We start from the raw sequence: 17,421 nt of genomic DNA on the forward strand, positions 1-17,421 counted from the left end.
CGCGACGGCACGGCCCACCCGGACGGCACCGCTCACCCGGACAGCACCGACCGCATGACCTCCCGCGCGATCGGCGCCGCGTCCCCGCCCCCGCTGATCTCCCCGCGGTTCGCCGAGGCGTCCTCCACCACCACCGCGACCGCGATCCTCGGCCCCGGATCCCGCTCGTCCTGCGCCCACGACACGAACCAGGCGTACGGGACACCGGAGTTGCCGAGCCCGTGCTGCGCGGTGCCGGTCTTGCCGCCGACGATCGCGCCGGGGATCGCCGCGTTCGTACCGGTGCCGTCCTCGACCACGTCGGTCATCAGCTCCCGCATCCGTACCGCCGTCGACGGCTGCATCACCTGCCGTGCGGGGCGCGAACCCGCCGTCGCCACCGTGCCGCCGCCGCGGCTGGTGGTCCGCTCCACCAGATACGGCTGCCGAAGCTGCCCCCCGTTCGCCACCGCCGCCGCGACCATCGCCATCTGGAGCGGCGTGGCCCGCGTGTTGTACTGGCCGATCGACGACAGCGCGAGCTGCGCCCGGTCCACGCTGGTGTCGAAGGTGCTGGTCGCCGCCGAGAACGGGATCCGCAGCCCGGTGTCGTTGAAGCCGAAGGACTGCGCGGTCGCCACCATGTCGCGGGCCCCCACGTCCACCCCGAGTCTCGCGAAGACCGTGTTGCACGACCACTTGAAGGCCTCCCGCAGTGGGGCGTCCCGGCAGCCGTCACCCTCGTTCGTCAGCCACGTCCGCGTCCCGGGCAGGGTGTACGGGTCGGGGGAGTCGGTCGGCGCGTCCAGGTCGGTGACCACGCCCGCGTCCAGCGCCGCCGTCGCGGTGACCACCTTGAAGGTCGAACCCGGCGGATACGTCTGGCGCACCGCCCGGTTGAGCATCGGCTTGTCCGGGTCGCGGTTCAGCCGCGCCCAGGCCGCCTTCGTCGCCGGCCGGTTGCCCGACAGCTCCGCCGGGTCGTACGAGGGCGCGGAGACCAGCGCCAGGATCCGTCCGGTCGACGGCTCGATCGCCGCCACCGCGCCCTTGCGTCCGGCCAGTCCCACGTACGCCGCCCGCTGCGCCGCCGGGTCGATGGTGGTGACGACCTTGCCGCCGGGTGGCAGGCCGCGGGTCAGGTCGCTCCACAGCGGGAACGGCGCGAGCAGCGGGTCGGTGCCCGCCAGCACCCCGTCCTCGGCGTGCTCCAGCAGTGTCGTGCCGTACTCCTGGGAGGCGAAGCCGGTGACGGGCGCGTACAACGGGCCGTCGCGGTACGTGCGTTCGTAGCGCAACTGCTCACCGGTGTCCCGGGAGCCGGTGACCGGCTCGCCGCCGACCAGGATGTCACCGCGCGGCTGCCCGTAACGGGCGATCGTGGCACGGCGGTTGGCCGTGCTGCCGTCGTAGGGACCGGCCTGGAGGACCTGGACGCGCAGGGCGTTGACGAGCAGCGCGGCCAGCAGCAGGACGCAGAACGCGGCCGCGTGCCGGATGTACTTCGTCACGGCGCCACCCGACCGTCGTACTGACTGCGGGCCGAGTCGCTGATCCGGATCAGCAGCGCCACGATCGCCCAGTTGGTCACCACCGACGAGCCGCCCTGCGCCAGGAACGGCATCGCCATGCCGGTCAGCGGGATCAGACCGGTCACCCCGCCCGCGATGACGAACACCTGGAGCGCCACGATCGAGGCGAGGCCGACCGCGAGCAGCCGTCCGAACGGCTCGCGCAGGGCGAGGCCGGCCCGGTAGCCGCGCTCCACCAGGAGCCCGTAGAGCAGGAAGATCGCGGAGAGTCCCACCAGGCCCAGTTCCTCGCCCGCCGTGGCCAGGATGAAGTCCGACTTGGCCGCGAAGCCGATCAGGACGGAGTGGCCGAGGCCCAGGCCCGACCCGAGCACCCCGCCGGCCGCGAAGGCGAACAGGGACTGCGCCAGCTGGTTCGGTCCCTGGCCCGCCTCGATCGTCGCGAACGGATGCAGCCAGTCCTCGATCCTGCCGTGCACGTGCGGCTCCAGCCGGCCGACGGCGACCGCGCCGAGCGACGCGAGCAGCAGGCCGACCGCGATCCAGCCGGTACGGCCGGTGGCGACGTACAGCAGCACGACGAACAGGCCGAAGAACAGCAGCGAGGTGCCGAGGTCGCGCTCCAGGACCAGCACGCCCACGCTCAGCAGCCAGATGGTCAGGATCGGGCCGAGCACCCGCCCGGTGGGCAGCTGGATCCTGCGGAACCGCCACACCGGACGGCCCGTGCAGGCGAGGGCGCTGCGGTTGTCGGCCAGGTACGCGGCGAAGAACACCGCCAGCAGCACCTTCGCGAACTCGCTCGGCTGGATGGAGAATCCGGCGATCCGGATCCAGATGCGGGCGCCGTTGAGGGCCGGGAAGAAGATCGGGAGCGTGAGCAGGGCGAGAGCGGCGGCGACGCAGACGTAGGCGTACCGCTGGAGCACGCGGTGGTCGCGCAGCAGCAGGACGACCACGATGAACAGCGCCACACCGAGCGTCGACCACACCAGCTGGGTCGGCGCGGCCCGGTCGCCCGGGGTCTCCAGGTCGAGGCGGTAGATCAGCACCAGCCCGAGCCCGTTGAGCAGTACGCCGATGGGCAGCAGCAGGGGATCGGCGTACGGCGCCCGCAGCCGCACCGCCAGATGCGCCAGGAGGGCGAGCACGCCGAGTCCGGCGCCGTACCCCGCGGCCCCGGGCGGGACCGTGCCGTGCCGGGCCAGGCCGACGGCGCAGTAGCCGTACACGGACAGCAGCACGGCGACGACGATGAGGGTCAGCTCGATGCCGCGGCGCCGGCCGAGGCGCACCACGCGGGCGGTCTCCCGTGCGGGCGCGGCGGTCGCTGTTCCGGCTGGAGTCATGTCCGGAACATACCTAGATGCAGCGCGATTCATGGTTTGTCCGGAGTCGGCGCCGGTGCGATATGGACCCGATGTCGTCGATGCGGCGGGCCGGGCCCGTGGCCCGGGTGCCGACTGCGGGGGTCGTGGCGGGGCGGGCGAGGGCCAGGCGGGCGAGGGCGCGGCGCACGGACATCCGGGTACCTCCGTGAGGGGGCGGGGAAATGGCGCGGAAAGGGCGTGAAACGCGCTGCTCGCCACATTAGGAGCGGCGCGCCGTCGGCGCCCGTCACGAGGTGCCATCGGGGAGCGCGCGTGATCGCGGCCCGCTCGGAGCTCCGGACGGAAGCGGGCCAGGCGGCCGCTTCCGTCCGGAGCTCTCAGTCCTGGCCGGTGCCCTCCGGTGCCGGTGCCGGGGGAAGCGTCAGCCGGGCCAGCGCCCCGCCGTCCGGGGCGTTGGCGAACTCCAGCCGGGCACCCAGCACCTCGGACTGGCCCAACGCGATGGTCAGGCCGAGGCCGTGCCCCTTCGCCCCGCCCTCCGTGCGGAACCGCTGGGGCCCATGGGCCACGAGGTACTCCGGATAGCCGTCGCCGTGGTCCCGCACGGTGACGACCGGACCGTCCACGGTCAGCACCACCGGCGTCCGCCCGTGCCGGTGCCCGTTCGCCACGAGGTTGCCCAGCACCCGCTCCAGCCGCCGCCGGTCGGTCTCCACGCGCGCGTCCCGCACGACCCTGACCTCCGTGACCGTGCCGGAGCCGCGCACCACCCGCTCCGCCAGCGCGCCCAGGTCCTCGGTGTCCGCCTCCAGCCGCTCCCGCCCGGTGTCCAGCCGCGAGATCTCCAGCAGGTCCTCGGTGAGCGTGCGCAGCGCCGCCACCCGGTCGCGCACCAGCTCCGTCGGCCGTCCCGGAGGCAGCAGCTCGGCCGCCGCGTGCAGACCCGTCAGCGGGGTGCGCAGCTCGTGCGCCACGTCCGCGGTGAACCGCTGCTCGCTCAGCAGCTTGCTCTGCAACGACGACGCCATCGTGTCCAGCGCGACGGCGACCGCGGCCACCTCGTCCTGCGGCCGCGTCAGGTCCTTCACCCGGGGGTCGTCCACCCGCGCGTCCAGGTCGCCCGCGCTGATCCGGCGGGCCACCCGCGCCGTGGCGTGCAGCCGCCGCGCCACCCGCGTCACGGCGAACGCACCCACCAGCACCGTCGCCCCGATCGCCAGTCCCGACGACCACAGGATGGCCCCGTCCAGGCCCTCGATGGTCCGTGCCTGCTGGGCGTAGTCGACCTCGACGGCCAGCGCCCGGCCGCCGTCGGCGGGCCCCGCCGCCCACATCGAGGGACGGCCGTGGTGATCGGCGACCATCGTGCCGCGCTCCCCGTGCGCCGCCAGCGTCCGCAGCGGCGCGGGCAGCCCCTCGGGGTCGACGGCGGCGCCCGGCAGCAGCGAGTCCCCGGCCTCGTACGCCCGGGTCGCGTCCGTCAGCCGGGACAGCGCGAGCTCGCGGGCCTGGCCGACGGTCTGGTCGGTCACCTGGACGTGCACCAGGACGCCGAGCAGCGCGGCGAGCGCGCAGCACATCACGATGATGAACACCGCGGCCTTCACCGCCAGGGTCCCGGCCCACTGCGGAAGCCGCACCGAGCTCAGCACGCTCATGACGCGCTCGACGACACGGCGGCGGAGGGGGTGGCGGACGGCGACGTCGGCGAGGCGGCGGACGACGGCCGGGCGGACCGCGACGCTGCGGAGTGCCTGGGGGACGGCGACCTCCCACCGGTGCGGAGCATCTCGTCGTGCGTCAGCAGCATCGCCTTCTGCTGCGCGTCCCAGGTCCACTGGAGGCGGTACTCGTACCCCGCCACCTCCGACGGCGAACGGACGATCACGGACCGCCCGGCCAACTCGACCACGCTCAGGGCGTCCTCGTACGACATCACCTGCACCAGACGGTGCTTCTCGACGGTGTAGACGCGTACGGCGGTCAGCTCGCCGGGCAGCAGCCGGAAGCCCAGCGTCAGGTCGTCGTGACCGTCGCCGGTCAGGTCCCGGTAGTACGGCTGGAGCACCGGGCAGCCCCGCGGCTGCGCCCAGGTCCCGGTCTGCCTGCCCTCGACGCAGTCGGCCAGCGCGCTCGGCGTCCCGTGGTAGCGCGCCCCGGCGCCCGTGTAGTCGCCGGGGTCGGACGCGATCTCCGCCCGTGCGACCGCCACCGGATCCACCTTGCGGATGTCGTCGCCCGGCACGGCGACGCCCTTCACGGTCTTCGTCTCCGCCTCGTCGAAGTCGAAAGCGGGCGACGAGGCCGGCGGCAGATCCGGCCAGAGCCGGGCCGGACTGTTCGCGGTCGGCGTCGCCCCGGCAGCACGCAGCCCGCCGGCGTCGCCACAGGCCGTCGCGGTCGCCGACAGGACGGCGGCCAGGACGGCGAGGGCGGTACGGGTGGGTCGGCTGAGGCGCACGGCACTCCTGCGGCTGGTGACGACGAGGCCCCGTACACCTTATTCATATGAAAATTCATCTTGCGCGGCCGGTCGCCCGAGCGAGCCCGCGCTGCTCCGTCCCGCGCTGCTCCGCCGGCGCCGTGGTGCGTCCGCGAGGTGCTCACTCGGCGAGGTCCTCCAGCAGGCGGGCCGTCGGCAGCCCGGCCCGCAGGTACGCGACGAACAGTTCGTTGTGCAGCGCCCAGGGCGAGCGCCGGGAACGTATCAGCCGTATCGCCTCGTCGGCCGAGTGCCCCCGGCGCACCAGCGCGTGCGCCACGACGAGCCCCGAGCGGTTGTAGCCGTGATAGCAGCGGACGAGGACCCTGCGCCCCTCGTCCAGCGCCTCGCCCGCGGCCTGCGCCAGCCGCATCACGCCCGCGAGCTGCGTCCCGTCCAGGGGGCCGTCCGGGATCGGCCAGACATGGTGCTCGACCCCGGCGTCGGGACCGTGCCCCGGCAGCCGCAACAGCGTCTGCACGAGGTCGAACTCGTCCCGTACGACCGCGAGTTCCAGTTGCCCGGAACGGCTCCGGAACTCGTGCCCGCCCATCCACAGCCCGGGTACGATCTCGCTCCACGGGTTCTGCGGCGCGGGCACACCGGGTTGCTTGCCGCGAGTCCGCAACAGTGCCCTCCCGACCGCCAGGCCAACTCCGTCAAAGGTAGCCGGGTTCTTGCCCCTGGAGCACCCCGCCTGTTCCCATGGTCGAGGGGTGATGGTGCATGAGCGGACTGCGCGTCGTACCGACCTGGCGCCACGGCCGGGAACGGCTGTACGTCCGTCTCCCGGACGGCCGGAACATCGCCTGGTACGACCGCGGGGCGGCCCGGGTCAACCTGCTCAGCGAGGACCGCAGGGACGACGTGCTCCACGTCCTCGCGCCCTTCCTGACCGGGCCCGTCGCGGTGGGCCCGCCCCCGGTACCCACCCCCGCCGAGCTGGCCCGGCTCTCCCTGCCCCCGGACGACGACCTCGCCCCCAACCGCCCCGGCGAGGCCCTGCTGATCGCCCTCGACCGGAGCCCGGCCGCCTCCCACCGGCTGCGCCCGGACCCGCGCCGCCGCGAACTGGAGGCGGAACAGACGATCGGCGACATCCTGGACGACCTCGACGGCGCGGGCTGGCGCACCCTGCACTCCGTCCCGCTGCCCGGCGGCGACCGGGTCCACCACCTGACGATCGGCCCCGCGGGCCTGTTCGTCGTCCACGCGGTGCACGCCCGCAAGCAGCGGGTGCTCGTCGCCGACCCCATGGTCGCGCTGGGCCGGCGCGAGCCACGGCCCCTGCTGCGCCGCCTGCGCGCCGACGCCGACCGGGCGTCCTACGCGCTGACCGCCGAGGTCCACCCGGTACTGGCCCTGGTGGGCCCGGCCGGCCTGCGCTTCACCACCCCGCCCCGCGAGGTCCGGGTCCTGACGGACCCCGAGGTCGCGAACCTGGCCCGCCTGGGCGGGGTGCTGAAACCGGCGGACGTGGAGGCCCTGCACGCGATGGCACGGGACCGGCGCACATGGGCCCGGGTCTGAGGGGCCGGAGGTGCGGGCGGGGCGGGGTCGAAGGGGGCAGAGGCGGGGGCCGAAGGCCAGAGGCGGGGGCTGAAGGGGGGCAGAGGTGCGTGCGGGCGGGGCGGGCGGTCAGGGCAGCGGACCGGCCCGCCCCGCATCCGGCACGGGGCCGGCAGATCCCCGTGGTCCTGTACGCACGGCGCGATGTCCCACGCCCGGAACGTCAGCTGCGCCGGCGCCCCGCACCCCTCGACCGCGCCCCACGTCACGGGCGCCGGCGCCGGCGGCTCCGCCCGCGCCCGCAGTGTGCAAGGAGCCGCCGTGGTCTTCCGCGCCGCGTGCTGGCTCCGGTCGACGAACACCTTCCCGGGCCTCAGGCCCCGCGTCATCCGGTGCACGACCAGCCGCGGCATCGCCCGCTCCGCTTCGACGGCGAGTTCCTCGGCGTACTCCGACACCCGCCCGGACGACGCCCCGTCCCGCGCGGCCGCCGGGCTACCGCCTTGCGCGGACGTCGTGCCGCCGCCCTGAGTGGTAGCTGCTCCACCGTCCTGCGTGGTCGTTGCGCCGCCGTCCCGCGCGGTCAACCGGCCGGAGTCCGCCCCGCGTCAGGAGGCCCCGGCACGGCACCCCGCGGATCTGCCGCACCCGCCGCACCCCGGGCGCCCGCCGGTATCCCGCCGTCCCGCCCCCGTTCTTCTTCATGCTCCCGTTCCCGCTGCGGCTCCGTCCCGCCGGCCGCCGTCACCAGCCCCGCACCCGCCGCCAGTCCCAGCGCGGGCAGCACCGGGAACCGTCCGCCGTACGCGAAGCCATGCCCGGCGAAGTACCCCAGGGCGGCGACCGCGGCACCGAGGCCGGGCCACAGCAGCCAGGCCGCCCCACGCGAACCTCCGTCCGAGGCGCCGTCCGAAGCGGCGTCCGAGGCGGTGGCTCGGGCGCGGAGTGTCACCAGCCCCCGATCCAGTGGCCGCAACGCCCGCACCACCCCCACCAGCACCACCCCGAGCACCAGCAACCAGGGCACCCGCCACCCCCACCAGGCCACCGACCCGACCGTGGGCCGGGGCGCGATCCCGGTCAGATAGAAGGCCGCGGCGACGACCAGCACCGGCAGCATGTGCCAGAGATACAGCGTCATCCCGACGGCGCCCACGGGTCGCACCACCCGCCACACCCGCCCCCGCTCCAGCACCCGCCGTACCGAGGGCGCCGCGAGCAGGCACCACCCGACCTGGGCCACCGTCCAGGCGAGCATCGCGACCGACGGGGGATCGGTGTTGTTGGGCGTCTGCCCGGTCACCAGGATCAGGCTGACCGGGAACGGTCCGAACCGGACCAGCGCGACGAACGCCAGCGTGCCGCAGACAGCCATGACCGTCGGCACCCGCCGACCCCCGTTCGACAGCCCGCCCCGCACCGCGCCCGGTACCCCGCTCCGCCCTTCGTCCCGCCAGCAGAACCCCAGCTGATACGCCACACCCCACACCAGCAGATAGTCCAGCAGCCCGACCACCGGCACATGAAGCCCGACCGCCAGCACGTCGGTCACCACAGCCGTCGCCCCCAGGCCCACGGGCACGAGCGGCCCCCACCGCCGATGCGCCGCGTGCAGCGCCGGGGTGAGGGCACTGAGCAGCAGATACACCGGAAGGAACCAGAACTGCATGGCCATCGCCCACCCCACGAGCGCGAGCGTGCCCCGGTCCACCCCGACGGCCTCGCAGACACCCAGAGCGCACAACACCAGCGCGCTGTAGACGGCGGCCGGCAGCAACAGCCGCAACACCCGCTGCCGCACCCACCCCCCGACGGTCCCGCCCGCCGCCCGGGCACGCCCCCAGGAGCCGCTCGCCGCGTACCCACCGGCCAGGAAGAAGAGCGGCATGATCTGGAACACCAGGGTCAGCCACTGCGTCCAGGGGACGGTGGCCAGCAGCTCGGGCGCCCGGATCTCCCCGTCCGGCTCGCGGACGAGCGCGGTGATCAGCCAATGGCCGCCCACCACAAGGAGAATGGCCCACGCCCGCAGAAAGTCGACGTACCGATCCCTGCCGTCACTCAGCCGCGCGTCGCTCATGGACCGTCATGTTGCCCACCGGGGAAAGGGCTTACGGCGAGGAGCCCCGGTCGCAACCAATCCGTGGCCGTCACGACACCATCCACGGGCAGGCGGCAAGGCCGACCGCGGCCCGAACCGGGTCACGGTCGACGAGAACGGCACACGTCCCCCGACGTGTCCCTTTCGCCTAGTCGCAGAACTTGTCGGCAGCCAGTGCCGCTCCGTCCTTGAAGCCTTCCGCGTAGTTCGGGTTCACCGCGGTGAGGCTCTTCGTCATCGGCGCACCGCAGCTCTGCTTGATCGCGTTGAAGCCGTCGGTGAACCCCTGCTTGTACTGGGCCTTGGCGTCCTGCTGATCGTTCGGGACCTCGGGCGTGCGGCCGCAGTTCACCCTGCCGTCCATGTTGCCGACGGCCAGGTAGCGGCCGGCCCCGAGGTTGTTGACGGTGAAGGACCCGTTCGTGGTCTTCGCCGCACCACCGCCGCCGCCACCGAAGAACGACACCGTGTTGGACCTGAAACCGGAAGCGGAGAGGGTGAACTTCGGATGGTCCGGCTTCGAGTTGGCGGTGTCCTGCGTGAGGAGACACCTGGCCTTCGCCGGGGCACGGTCAGGTGCCTGCCCCGTCGCTCCGTGAGCGGTGACGGCAGGCCCGAGAGCCAGTGCCGACAGGACCATCGGGGCGAGCAGCGCGAGACGTCGGGTGCGGATCATCGTTCATTCCTCCCAGAACGGGAAGGGCACGCCGGATGCGACGGCGGCCCCGGCGACGAAGGCGACTACGTACGAACCGGAATTGGTACGGACCTGGATCCGTACGAACCGGGATGCGCGCGAGCACTCTGCCCAGGGCTCGGAGGCCACCGCATGCGTGCAGGGCACGTCGGCCACGCGGTCAGAGGTGAACCGGTGTGCTGTCCCTCTCCTCCATGCTCCGACGCCCAGTCGAACATGTCCACCGGAGTCGAACTCCGCACAGGTATCGGCACATGCGCGACGCGGGGCAGACCGAGTGCCCAACCGGCCTGCGCTGCAATGCGCTTGAGAAGGGCGAGGCTGGCCGCCCGATCCGCTTGGTGAGCGCGCGAGCACACCCGGCGACCACTCGCTCCCGCCTCAACCGGGCCCGCTGCCACCCGGAGGCCGACGGAGCAGGTGCAGACAGACGACCGAGGCGACGACGGTCCGCCGTTCCGGGACGTCCAGGCCGGGACCCGTTTCGACGACGTACTGCTGCAACCCGAACCATCGGTCGACGGTGCTCACGGTGACCCGGCCGAGCATCCCCGGCGTCGGGCCCTGATCCGGATCGGGGCCCGTCTCCGTCTCCGTGAGCTGCCATTCGAGGCCCAGGTTTCCCCGCCGGGTGAGGAAGAGCCTGCGCCCCTGCTCCGTACGAAGGCTCAACTGCCGGGTCCTGACGGGTCCGTGGGTATCGGCGGTCCCGACCTCCCGGCCCGCCGCGTCGGTGAAGTGGAACGATGCCGGCGCGAACTGCTCGAACGGCCCGAACCGCGTACGCCTCTCGATCCGGACGACGTGCTCACCGGAAACCTCCGTGAGGACGGAGAGCGTGTCGCCGATGTGCGTGACCAGGGCGAGCGGGACCCCCTCCAGGGAGGACACGGTCAGGTCGGGGCCCGAGTATCTGCGCCACCAGGAACGCTTCGGCTGCCCCACCACGACGGCTTCCAGCTCGAACAGACCGGCGTCCGTCATCGGTCCCCCTCCCCGCCACGGTCTCCCCACGACCGAGCACGTCCACTGTGGCCGAGAACCTGTGCGATTCCCATCCCCAGGACAGACGTGGACGCACGTGGGGCCGGTCGCCGGAGTCGGCCCGTCGGCGGAGCGGCTGGATAATGACGGAAAGGACGACGCCGAGGTTTCCGGGCAGCGGCGAAAAAGGGCTCAAGGGACTCGGCGCGGGGATCGTGCGCCGGGGATACGCCGCTCCGCTGCCCGGTCGGCGGACGCCGAGCGCGGCTGAAGGAGAGATCCCATGCCCATGCCACAGTCCATGAACGCGCTCGTGGCCGAGAAGGTCGGCGAACCGAGCGATGTCCTGCGCCTGGAATCCCGGCCCGTCCCCACCCCGGAAGCCGGCCAGGCCTTGATCCGGGTGAAGGCGACTCCGGTTCACGCCAGCGATCTGCACGTACTGCGCGGCCGCTACGGCTTCTCCCCGGACTTTCCCGCTGTCGGGGGTCACATGGAGTGCGTGGGCCATGTCGAGGCCCTCGGCCCGGACACCGAGGGGCTGAAGATCGGCGAGCGCGTGGTGCACGCCGCGATCCCGGCGGTACCCGGACCGCAGGCGGTCGGCACCTGGCAGGAATACGTTGTCGCGGACACGCGAAGGCTCCTGCCGGTGCCCGGCCGGCTGAGCGACTCCGACGCCTGCCAGCTCGCCGTCAACCCGTTGACCGCGCTGCTCCTGGTGGCCCGCGAACTCGACGCGCAGCCGGGGGAGTGGCTGCTGCAGACGGCCGCGGGCTCCACCGTCGGCCGGCTCGTCATCCAGCTGGCCAGGCATCTGGGCATCCCCACGATCAACGTGGTCCGGCGGCGCGACGCCGTCGAGGAGATCGAGGCGCTCGGCGGCGACGAGGTCGTCTGCACGGCGGACGAGGACCTGGTGCAGCGCGTCGCCGAGATCGCGGGAACCGCCGGCGTGCGCAAGGCCCTCGACTGCGTCGCGGGCGACGTGGGCGCCCAGGTGTCCCAGGCACTGGCCCCGGGCGGCGAGCTCGTGGTCTACGGCGCGCTCTCCACCCACCGGCAGACCGCCCCGGCGGCCCTGACGATCCCGCTGTCGGCCCGCTCGGTCATCTACGAGACCAAGACGATCCGCGGCTTCTGGCTGAACCGCTGGTTCGGCACCGCCTCACCCACGGACGCCCTGGACGCCCTGTCCGAGGTGCGCACCCTCGTCACCGACGGCGTACTGAGCATCCCCGAGGGCCGCCCGTTCCCCCTGGAACGCTTCACCGAAGCCATCGCCCTGGCCGAAACCCCGGCCCACGGCGCCAAGCCGCTCTTCGTCTTCGAGGAAGGCGCGCACGACGGCGACAGCCAGAACGAGGGATCCGGGGCGGATGCGTGAGGCGTTCGACGCACCGAGGCCCGCCCCCTCCGGCTTCAGGTTTCCGGGGAGGGCGGGCCGCGGTCATGGCGGGGTACGTCAGGCGGCGAACCGCTTGAAGGCCGCGCGGGTACCCTCCCCGGCAATGCCGTCGATCTTGCCGGTGTAGCCGTAGTCGTCCTTGAGGAGACGCTGGAGCGCCATGATCGTGTTGGGGCCGGGGTCGCCGTCGATCTCGCCGGTGTAGCCCCAGTACTTCTTGAGGCAGCGCTGGAACGCCTGCCAACTCGCGGTGCCCAGCTGCCCGTCGAGCTTGCCGGTGTAGCCCCAGTCGCCCGCCAGGAAGGTCTGGACGTTGATGGCCTCGGCCTTGGTCAGGCCGAAGTTCTCGGTCGACTGCGCGGAGGCGGGGGCGGCCACCACCGACTGGGCGGTCGGCGCCGACGCCGCGTAGCCGGTGCCCGCGGCCGCCAGGCTCCCGGCGGCGATGCCGGCGACGGCGGTGAGGCTGACGAAGGTCCTGACCAGGACGTGCGATCGCATGCGGTCCTCTTTCGAATCGTGAGTGAACACCTGGCCCGTCGGACGAGCAGGTGACGACTCGAGAGTGCGGGGCGCTCGGCGACCGCCGCCACCAACTCCGTCCATGTGGCTGCCACTTGGGACACCACACGCGCTGAACTGCACGAACACCGTCCCCGGGGACGGTCCGGCGGGACGGCTGTGACAGACGTCGTACCGCTCATGCAGAATGCGACGCAGTCGGGGGCTACTGACCATGGCCATGACCGCATCTGGGGGGAACATGCCGCGCCGCACAGCGCTGTCCGCCGAACCGAGCCCGCACGCGGAGCGGTTGGCGGAGCAGTTGCGCCGGTTGAAGGACCACGGCGAGCTGAGCATGCGGCAGTTGGCCACGCGGACGGGGTACAGCGAGAAGTCGTGGGAGCGGTACCTGGGCGGCAGGTCGCTGCCGCCCCGCGCGGCCGTGGAGGCACTGGCCCGGATCAGCGGCATCGACCCGGTCCGCCTGCTCGCGCTGCACGAAGTCGCCGCCGACACCTGGAACAACAGCCGTACGGCCAAGCCGTCCTCACCCACGCTTCTGCTCACGCCTTCCCCTTCGCCGGAGGAGCCGACGCGATCCGAGGTTCCGCCGATGTCGGACACCTCGACACCCGAAGACGCAACCGCGCCTTCCGTCAGCCGTTCGATGCGCATCGCGCTCGGAGCGGGAGCGGTCGCCCTGGTACTGGCCGTCTCCTCGACCGTCCTGCTGGCCCTGCGTCTCAACGCCGACGAAGGCGGCCCGACGGTGGCTTCCCCCGTCCCGGCCGCCGCCTCGGCACCCGCACCGGCTCCCGTGTACACGTGCAGGATCCAGCAGATCGACGGCCTCTGGTACGCGGGCATCAGCCGCACCCGGGACACCGAACTCTCCTACGGCAACGGCGGGCCCGAAGTGGCCGAGGCGCAGTGCCTCCTGCGCCGGGCGGGCATCTCGCCGGGAGGCATCGACGGGATGTTCGGTCCCCTGACGCAACGCGCGGTCAGGGCCATGCAGAAACGGTCCGGTCTGGTCGCGGACGGCATGATCGGACCGCTCACCTGGAAGGCCCTGCGAGGATGACGCGGCCGGCGCCGTCCCCCGGAGGCGAGCGGCTGGCCGCGGCACTGAGAGAGTCGAGGGAACGTACGGGCCTCAGCCTGGCGGCCCTCGCGACCAAGACCGCGTACAGCAAGTCGTCCTGGGAGCGCTATCTCAACGGCAGGACTCTGCCACCGCGCCCGGCGATACAGGAACTGTGCCGCCTCGCCGGGGAACCGGACGGGCGGTGCCTGGCGCTGTGGGAGATCGCGAAGTCGGAGAGCGGCGACCGACCGAAGGAACGGACGCAACCCCTGCTCACCTCCCAGCCCCGATCGCCGACGCCACCGACCAAGACCCCGGCTCCCGCTCCTGTCCTTACTCCCGCCCCTGCTCCTGCTCCTGCTTCTGCTTCTGCTTCTGCGCGGGAGCAGCTCGCGCCCGTCGGGCATCGAGGCGCGACGGCCGCGGCGATCCTCGCGTCGGTGTGCGCGCTGGTGTTCGGGGCCGTCACCCTGGCCCTGGTCCTCCTCCCTCACCAGCGGCACACCCCACGACCGAAGGCGGCCCCGTCCGCCACCGGCCCGCACTGCCGGGGGGCCGCCTGCGAAGGGCAGAACCCGCTGGACACGAGGTGCGCCGCCGTACCGGAGACTCTCGCCGAGCACGTGACCGACACCGGAGCCTCGATACAGCTGCGCCACAGCGCGGTGTGCGGCACGAGCTGGGCCCGTATGTGGGGCACGCGGATCGACGACCGGATCGAGGTCACGGCGGCCGGGGACGCCGGCCGTGCCCGCGCAGCCCGGGTCGAGAACCGCGTCGACGCGGACGGCTACGTCTACACCCCCATGACGGTGACCCACCCCGGCACCCTCGTCAGTGCCTGCTTCCTGCCCGCGGGAGGCGGCGGCCAGGAGTGCTTCGAGGCCCGGGTGGGCCAGGGCGCCCCAGGGGCCTTCGGCATGTCCGGGGCCTGACTTTGCTGTGCCACATCGATCGGTCTACGGTTGTTTTCGGGATCTCCCTGACGTCCACTCTCAGGCAATGAGCAGGCGGAGTTCAGCGAGCGACCTCGCTCTGACCGCGGAACGAAGATCAATGCCACGGCTTTTCTCATGTCAAGGCGTCGTTCGGTAGGTGAACACACGACTGGAGCGAGAGAAGAGATCATGACAGCGACGAAGAAGATTCTGGTCATCGTCACCAACATCGGCGAGTACGAAAAAGTCGGCATGCGTACGGGCCTGTGGCTCGGGGAGCTGACCCACTTCTGGGACGTGGCTGCCGAGGGTGGCTACACCATGGACATCGCCAGTCCTCAGGGCGGCAGGATCCCGCTGGATCCCGAGAGCCTTTCCCATGAGGTCCTGGCAGAACTCGGCACCGAGAAGCGTTACCGGGACCGAGCGTTCATGGATCTCCTGGAGGACACCCGGAAGATCTCCAACATCCATCTCGACGACTACGACGCGATCTACCTCACGGGTGGACACGGAGTGATGTTCGACTTTCCGCAGACCCCCGAGCTGGAAGAACTGATGGCACGGTTCTACGAATCGGGACGCGTCGTGTCCACGGTCTGCCACGGAGGGACCGGACTGCTCAACGTCATGCTGAGCAACGGCGATCCCCTCGTGAAGGGGAAGAGGGTCACGGGCTTCTCCTGGCCCGAAGAGGAACTGGCGAACCGAGCGGACGCCGTCCCCTACAACCTGCAGGAGCGGCTGAAGGAACTCGGGGCCGACTACAGCACCGCCGACGAGCCCTTCGAGTCGTACGTGGTCGAGGACGGACTGCTGATCACGGGCCAGAACCCCGGCAGCGCCAGGGGAGTCGCACAGGCGGTCCTGAAGCAACTGGCCACAGCCTGACCGCGCCACAAAAGCCCCTCGGGCAGAGGCCGGCCACAGGCGACCTCTCGCCAATGAGTGATCCCGCAGAACCGACCGTCCCTCCAAGCGAGGCGCTCAACCCGTAGACCCGCCCGAGGCCCTTCCCCTCCCCCTGTGCCGGCGCTGACCAGCACGAACGGCCCAAGACCCTGTCCGCGAACAACCCCAGAGCCCGCCCTGAGCCCACACTGCGCCGCGTTCCCCTGCACATACCCGAAGACCCCGACCTCAGCGTTTCCGCTGATGACGGGGTCTTCGGGCACTGTATGAAGGGTGCCCCCGGCAGGATTCGAACCTGCGCACACGGCTCCGGAGGGCGCTTGGGACCCAGGAAACGCAGCAGGTCACAGTCGCGTCAGCTGTAAATCGAGAGTACCGAGTCCACAGATAGTCCGCAGCATTCGGATGTCGGCCCGCTACGGGAGGAGGGGCAGACCCCTGTCCGGCTGGGTCTCGGTCCGCTCGGGGGCCGGAGCTCCCGGCTGTCCCGGGATCGCCGTAGTCGGCAGGGTGACCGCCTTCCCCGGTCCGAACATCAGACTGGACGACTGCTGAGTTCTTCGGTCCGACACGATGATCCCGCCGCGCCACTTTCCTGCGGCGTCCTGGTATCGGAACTGCAACTTCCTGAGCCGTGCGCCGAACTCCTCTCGGAGCGGCCCGTAGGCATCGTCGCAGTGCACGTTCCACCTCACGTCGTTGAGGTAGGCGTGACAGGCGATGGGAAACAGCAATGAGGAGACCAAGAGGTCCGCGAGCTGAAGAAGGGCATGAGTGTCGCTGTGTCCGAAAACTGGTGACTCGATGATCCCGCGCAGGCTGTCGCCGCCCGCGCGGTACTTACGCGTGGTGACACAATGCACATTAGGCGCGTTCTTCACCTTTGTGCGGCTGTCCAGAATCATCATGCCGCGTGAGTGCTCATGGGCCAGCTGAGCCTGGAAGGTCTCGTTCAGTGCGGCGACGGAGGCGGGGTAGACCCCGGACTCGTCGAACGCCAGCCCCTCCTCCTTGATCCATACGCGGGCAAGGACGCGGGTCTCGTGGGCCTCCAGTATGTCGAGCAGCGAAGCGGCCAATTCCATGGCGGCGCGCCGCCAGCTGTGGTTGCCGGCCCGGAGGTTCTTACGGACGTCCGCGCCCTTGATCTCGTGCTGGATCACTTCAGAAAGCTGTTCCGCGTTCCGTAACTGCGGCCGGTAGTGCTTCTTGATGTTGAGGAAGGCCCAGGTGAGGGGCCTGACCTGGGCTCGGGGCACCGTGAATCCACCAACGACGAGTACTGGAGGAGCGTCGGGTCTCGCAGGGTCGAGTGTCTGACCGTTGCCCGCCTCGTCGATATAGCACAGATGCACCGAACCTCCCAGAAACACGTCTGTGGCCGCCCCCGAAGGGACGGCCACAGGGTCTGCGCAGCCATATGCGCGGTGTTTTGATTGCTGAACCCGATCCTGCCAAGGCGGCTACGGACGGTCAAGCGTGACGTCACATACGGTTGACCGGCAAGACAGGGTTTCGGTCAGCCACGGAGGGCCGGGTCGAGGAAGCTGACCAGGCGGTTGGCGCGATAGCAGCTCCACTGCCTGGTGACCTTTGAGTCCCAGACGTGCATGACGGGGGAGGGGCTACCTCGACACAATCGCAGCACTCGCCGCCGCTGTAGTTGGCCTTGAACGATCGAAGCCGCGGGTCCTCGGGTTGCTTGACGTTCAAAGGTCTACTTACCGCAGCAGCTGTTCTCGGGGACGATCGCATGCCGCCGGAGTCGCGCTTGCTGCAGTCCGCGCCGAACGCAGCGTCGAGCCGTGGCTTGTACGCCTCGGCCGTGGCGAACCACTGGCCGGTGATCGGGTGTACGGGCGGTAGGCCGGGCATGGCGGTCTGTGCGGAGGCCGACGTCTGAGGGCCAGGTCGGGCTGCCTCGGACGCAAGCCGATGTGCCCTGGGGCTCGGGGGT

At 71.6% G+C, this 17,421-nt stretch carries 15 protein-coding genes and 1 pseudogene; 5 read left to right on the forward strand and 11 right to left on the reverse strand.

From position 1 onward, the window contains the following. Positions 1-32: 32 nt before the first annotated feature. From ACZ60B_RS05740 to ACZ60B_RS05760, 5 genes are all read right to left on the reverse strand, one after another. Positions 33-1,490, reverse strand: coding sequence for a penicillin-binding transpeptidase domain-containing protein (locus ACZ60B_RS05740; protein ID WP_469384466.1), 1,458 nt, complete (start codon positions 1,488-1,490; stop codon positions 33-35). Continuing rightward, on the reverse strand, positions 1,487-2,860 hold the full coding sequence (locus ACZ60B_RS05745; RefSeq protein WP_469384468.1) for an FtsW/RodA/SpoVE family cell cycle protein: 1,374 nt from the start codon (positions 2,858-2,860) through the stop codon (positions 1,487-1,489). Before ACZ60B_RS05745 ends, ACZ60B_RS05740 begins: the two co-directional genes overlap by 4 nt. A 359-nt stretch (positions 2,861-3,219) precedes the next feature. Further along, on the reverse strand, positions 3,220-4,500 hold the full coding sequence (locus ACZ60B_RS05750; protein WP_469384470.1) for an ATP-binding protein: 1,281 nt from the start codon (positions 4,498-4,500) through the stop codon (positions 3,220-3,222). Further along, complete coding sequence (locus ACZ60B_RS05755; RefSeq protein ID WP_469384472.1) at positions 4,497-5,303, reverse strand: hypothetical protein; 807 nt, start codon at positions 5,301-5,303, stop codon at positions 4,497-4,499. The genes ACZ60B_RS05750 and ACZ60B_RS05755 overlap by 4 nt, the downstream gene beginning before the upstream one ends. A gap of 142 nt (positions 5,304-5,445) precedes the next feature. Next, positions 5,446-5,952, reverse strand: coding sequence for a protein-tyrosine phosphatase family protein (locus ACZ60B_RS05760; RefSeq protein WP_450667974.1), 507 nt, complete (start codon positions 5,950-5,952; stop codon positions 5,446-5,448). A 98-nt stretch (positions 5,953-6,050) separates the two neighbouring features. On the opposite strand from ACZ60B_RS05760, the gene ACZ60B_RS05765 reads away from it, so the two are divergent. After that, entirely contained in the window at positions 6,051-6,854 is an 804-nt protein-coding gene (locus tag ACZ60B_RS05765; RefSeq protein ID WP_469384474.1) for an NERD domain-containing protein, read from the forward strand. A 108-nt stretch (positions 6,855-6,962) separates the two neighbouring features. On the opposite strand, the pseudogene ligD reads toward ACZ60B_RS05765, so the two are convergent. The 4 genes and pseudogenes from ligD to ACZ60B_RS05785 all read right to left on the reverse strand — a co-directional run. Continuing rightward, a pseudogene (gene ligD, locus ACZ60B_RS05770) lies at positions 6,963-7,321 on the reverse strand (non-homologous end-joining DNA ligase LigD); the annotation flags it as partial. A gap of 95 nt (positions 7,322-7,416) precedes the next feature. Next, positions 7,417-8,913, reverse strand: coding sequence for an acyltransferase family protein (locus tag ACZ60B_RS05775; RefSeq protein WP_469384476.1), 1,497 nt, complete (start codon positions 8,911-8,913; stop codon positions 7,417-7,419). 169 nt (positions 8,914-9,082) lie between these two features. Beyond that, positions 9,083-9,610, reverse strand: a complete 528-nt coding sequence (locus tag ACZ60B_RS05780; protein ID WP_469384478.1) for a hypothetical protein — start codon at positions 9,608-9,610, stop codon at positions 9,083-9,085. Positions 9,611-10,012: 402 nt separating this feature from the next. Next, positions 10,013-10,615, reverse strand: coding sequence for a hypothetical protein (locus tag ACZ60B_RS05785; protein WP_469384479.1), 603 nt, complete (start codon positions 10,613-10,615; stop codon positions 10,013-10,015). Positions 10,616-10,898: 283 nt separating this feature from the next. Between ACZ60B_RS05785 and ACZ60B_RS05790 the strand changes: the two genes are divergently transcribed. Further along, positions 10,899-12,002, forward strand: coding sequence for a zinc-dependent alcohol dehydrogenase family protein (locus ACZ60B_RS05790; protein ID WP_469384481.1), 1,104 nt, complete (start codon positions 10,899-10,901; stop codon positions 12,000-12,002). 78 nt (positions 12,003-12,080) lie between these two features. Here the strand turns inward: ACZ60B_RS05790 and ACZ60B_RS05795 are convergent, their stop codons facing one another. Beyond that, on the reverse strand, positions 12,081-12,524 hold the full coding sequence (locus tag ACZ60B_RS05795; protein WP_469384483.1) for a peptidoglycan-binding domain-containing protein: 444 nt from the start codon (positions 12,522-12,524) through the stop codon (positions 12,081-12,083). Positions 12,525-12,786: 262 nt separating this feature from the next. Here ACZ60B_RS05795 and ACZ60B_RS05800 point away from each other — a divergent pair, with 262 nt between their 5' ends. The 3 genes from ACZ60B_RS05800 to ACZ60B_RS05810 all read left to right on the forward strand — a co-directional run bounded on the left by ACZ60B_RS05800 (position 12,787) and on the right by ACZ60B_RS05810 (position 15,443). Further along, positions 12,787-13,611: a peptidoglycan-binding protein gene (locus tag ACZ60B_RS05800; protein WP_469384485.1), complete on the forward strand. Its 825-nt coding sequence runs from the start codon at positions 12,787-12,789 to the stop codon at positions 13,609-13,611. Next, a complete protein-coding gene (locus ACZ60B_RS05805) occupies positions 13,608-14,549 on the forward strand; it encodes a helix-turn-helix domain-containing protein (protein ID WP_469384487.1) in 942 nt (313 codons plus the stop codon). The genes ACZ60B_RS05800 and ACZ60B_RS05805 overlap by 4 nt, the downstream gene beginning before the upstream one ends. A 192-nt stretch (positions 14,550-14,741) precedes the next feature. Next, positions 14,742-15,443 (forward strand): type 1 glutamine amidotransferase domain-containing protein, encoded by a 702-nt coding sequence (locus ACZ60B_RS05810; RefSeq protein ID WP_469384489.1) that lies wholly within the window; start codon positions 14,742-14,744, stop codon positions 15,441-15,443. Between the two features lie 437 nt (positions 15,444-15,880). Here the strand turns inward: ACZ60B_RS05810 and ACZ60B_RS05815 are convergent, their stop codons facing one another. Further along, the gene (locus ACZ60B_RS05815; protein ID WP_469384490.1) at positions 15,881-16,819 is read right to left on the reverse strand and encodes a DUF3800 domain-containing protein; all 939 of its coding nucleotides are present in this window, start codon (positions 16,817-16,819) and stop codon (positions 15,881-15,883) included. Positions 16,820-17,421 lie beyond the last annotated feature (602 nt).

This window comes from Streptomyces sp. NPDC104096, assembly GCF_055584385.1.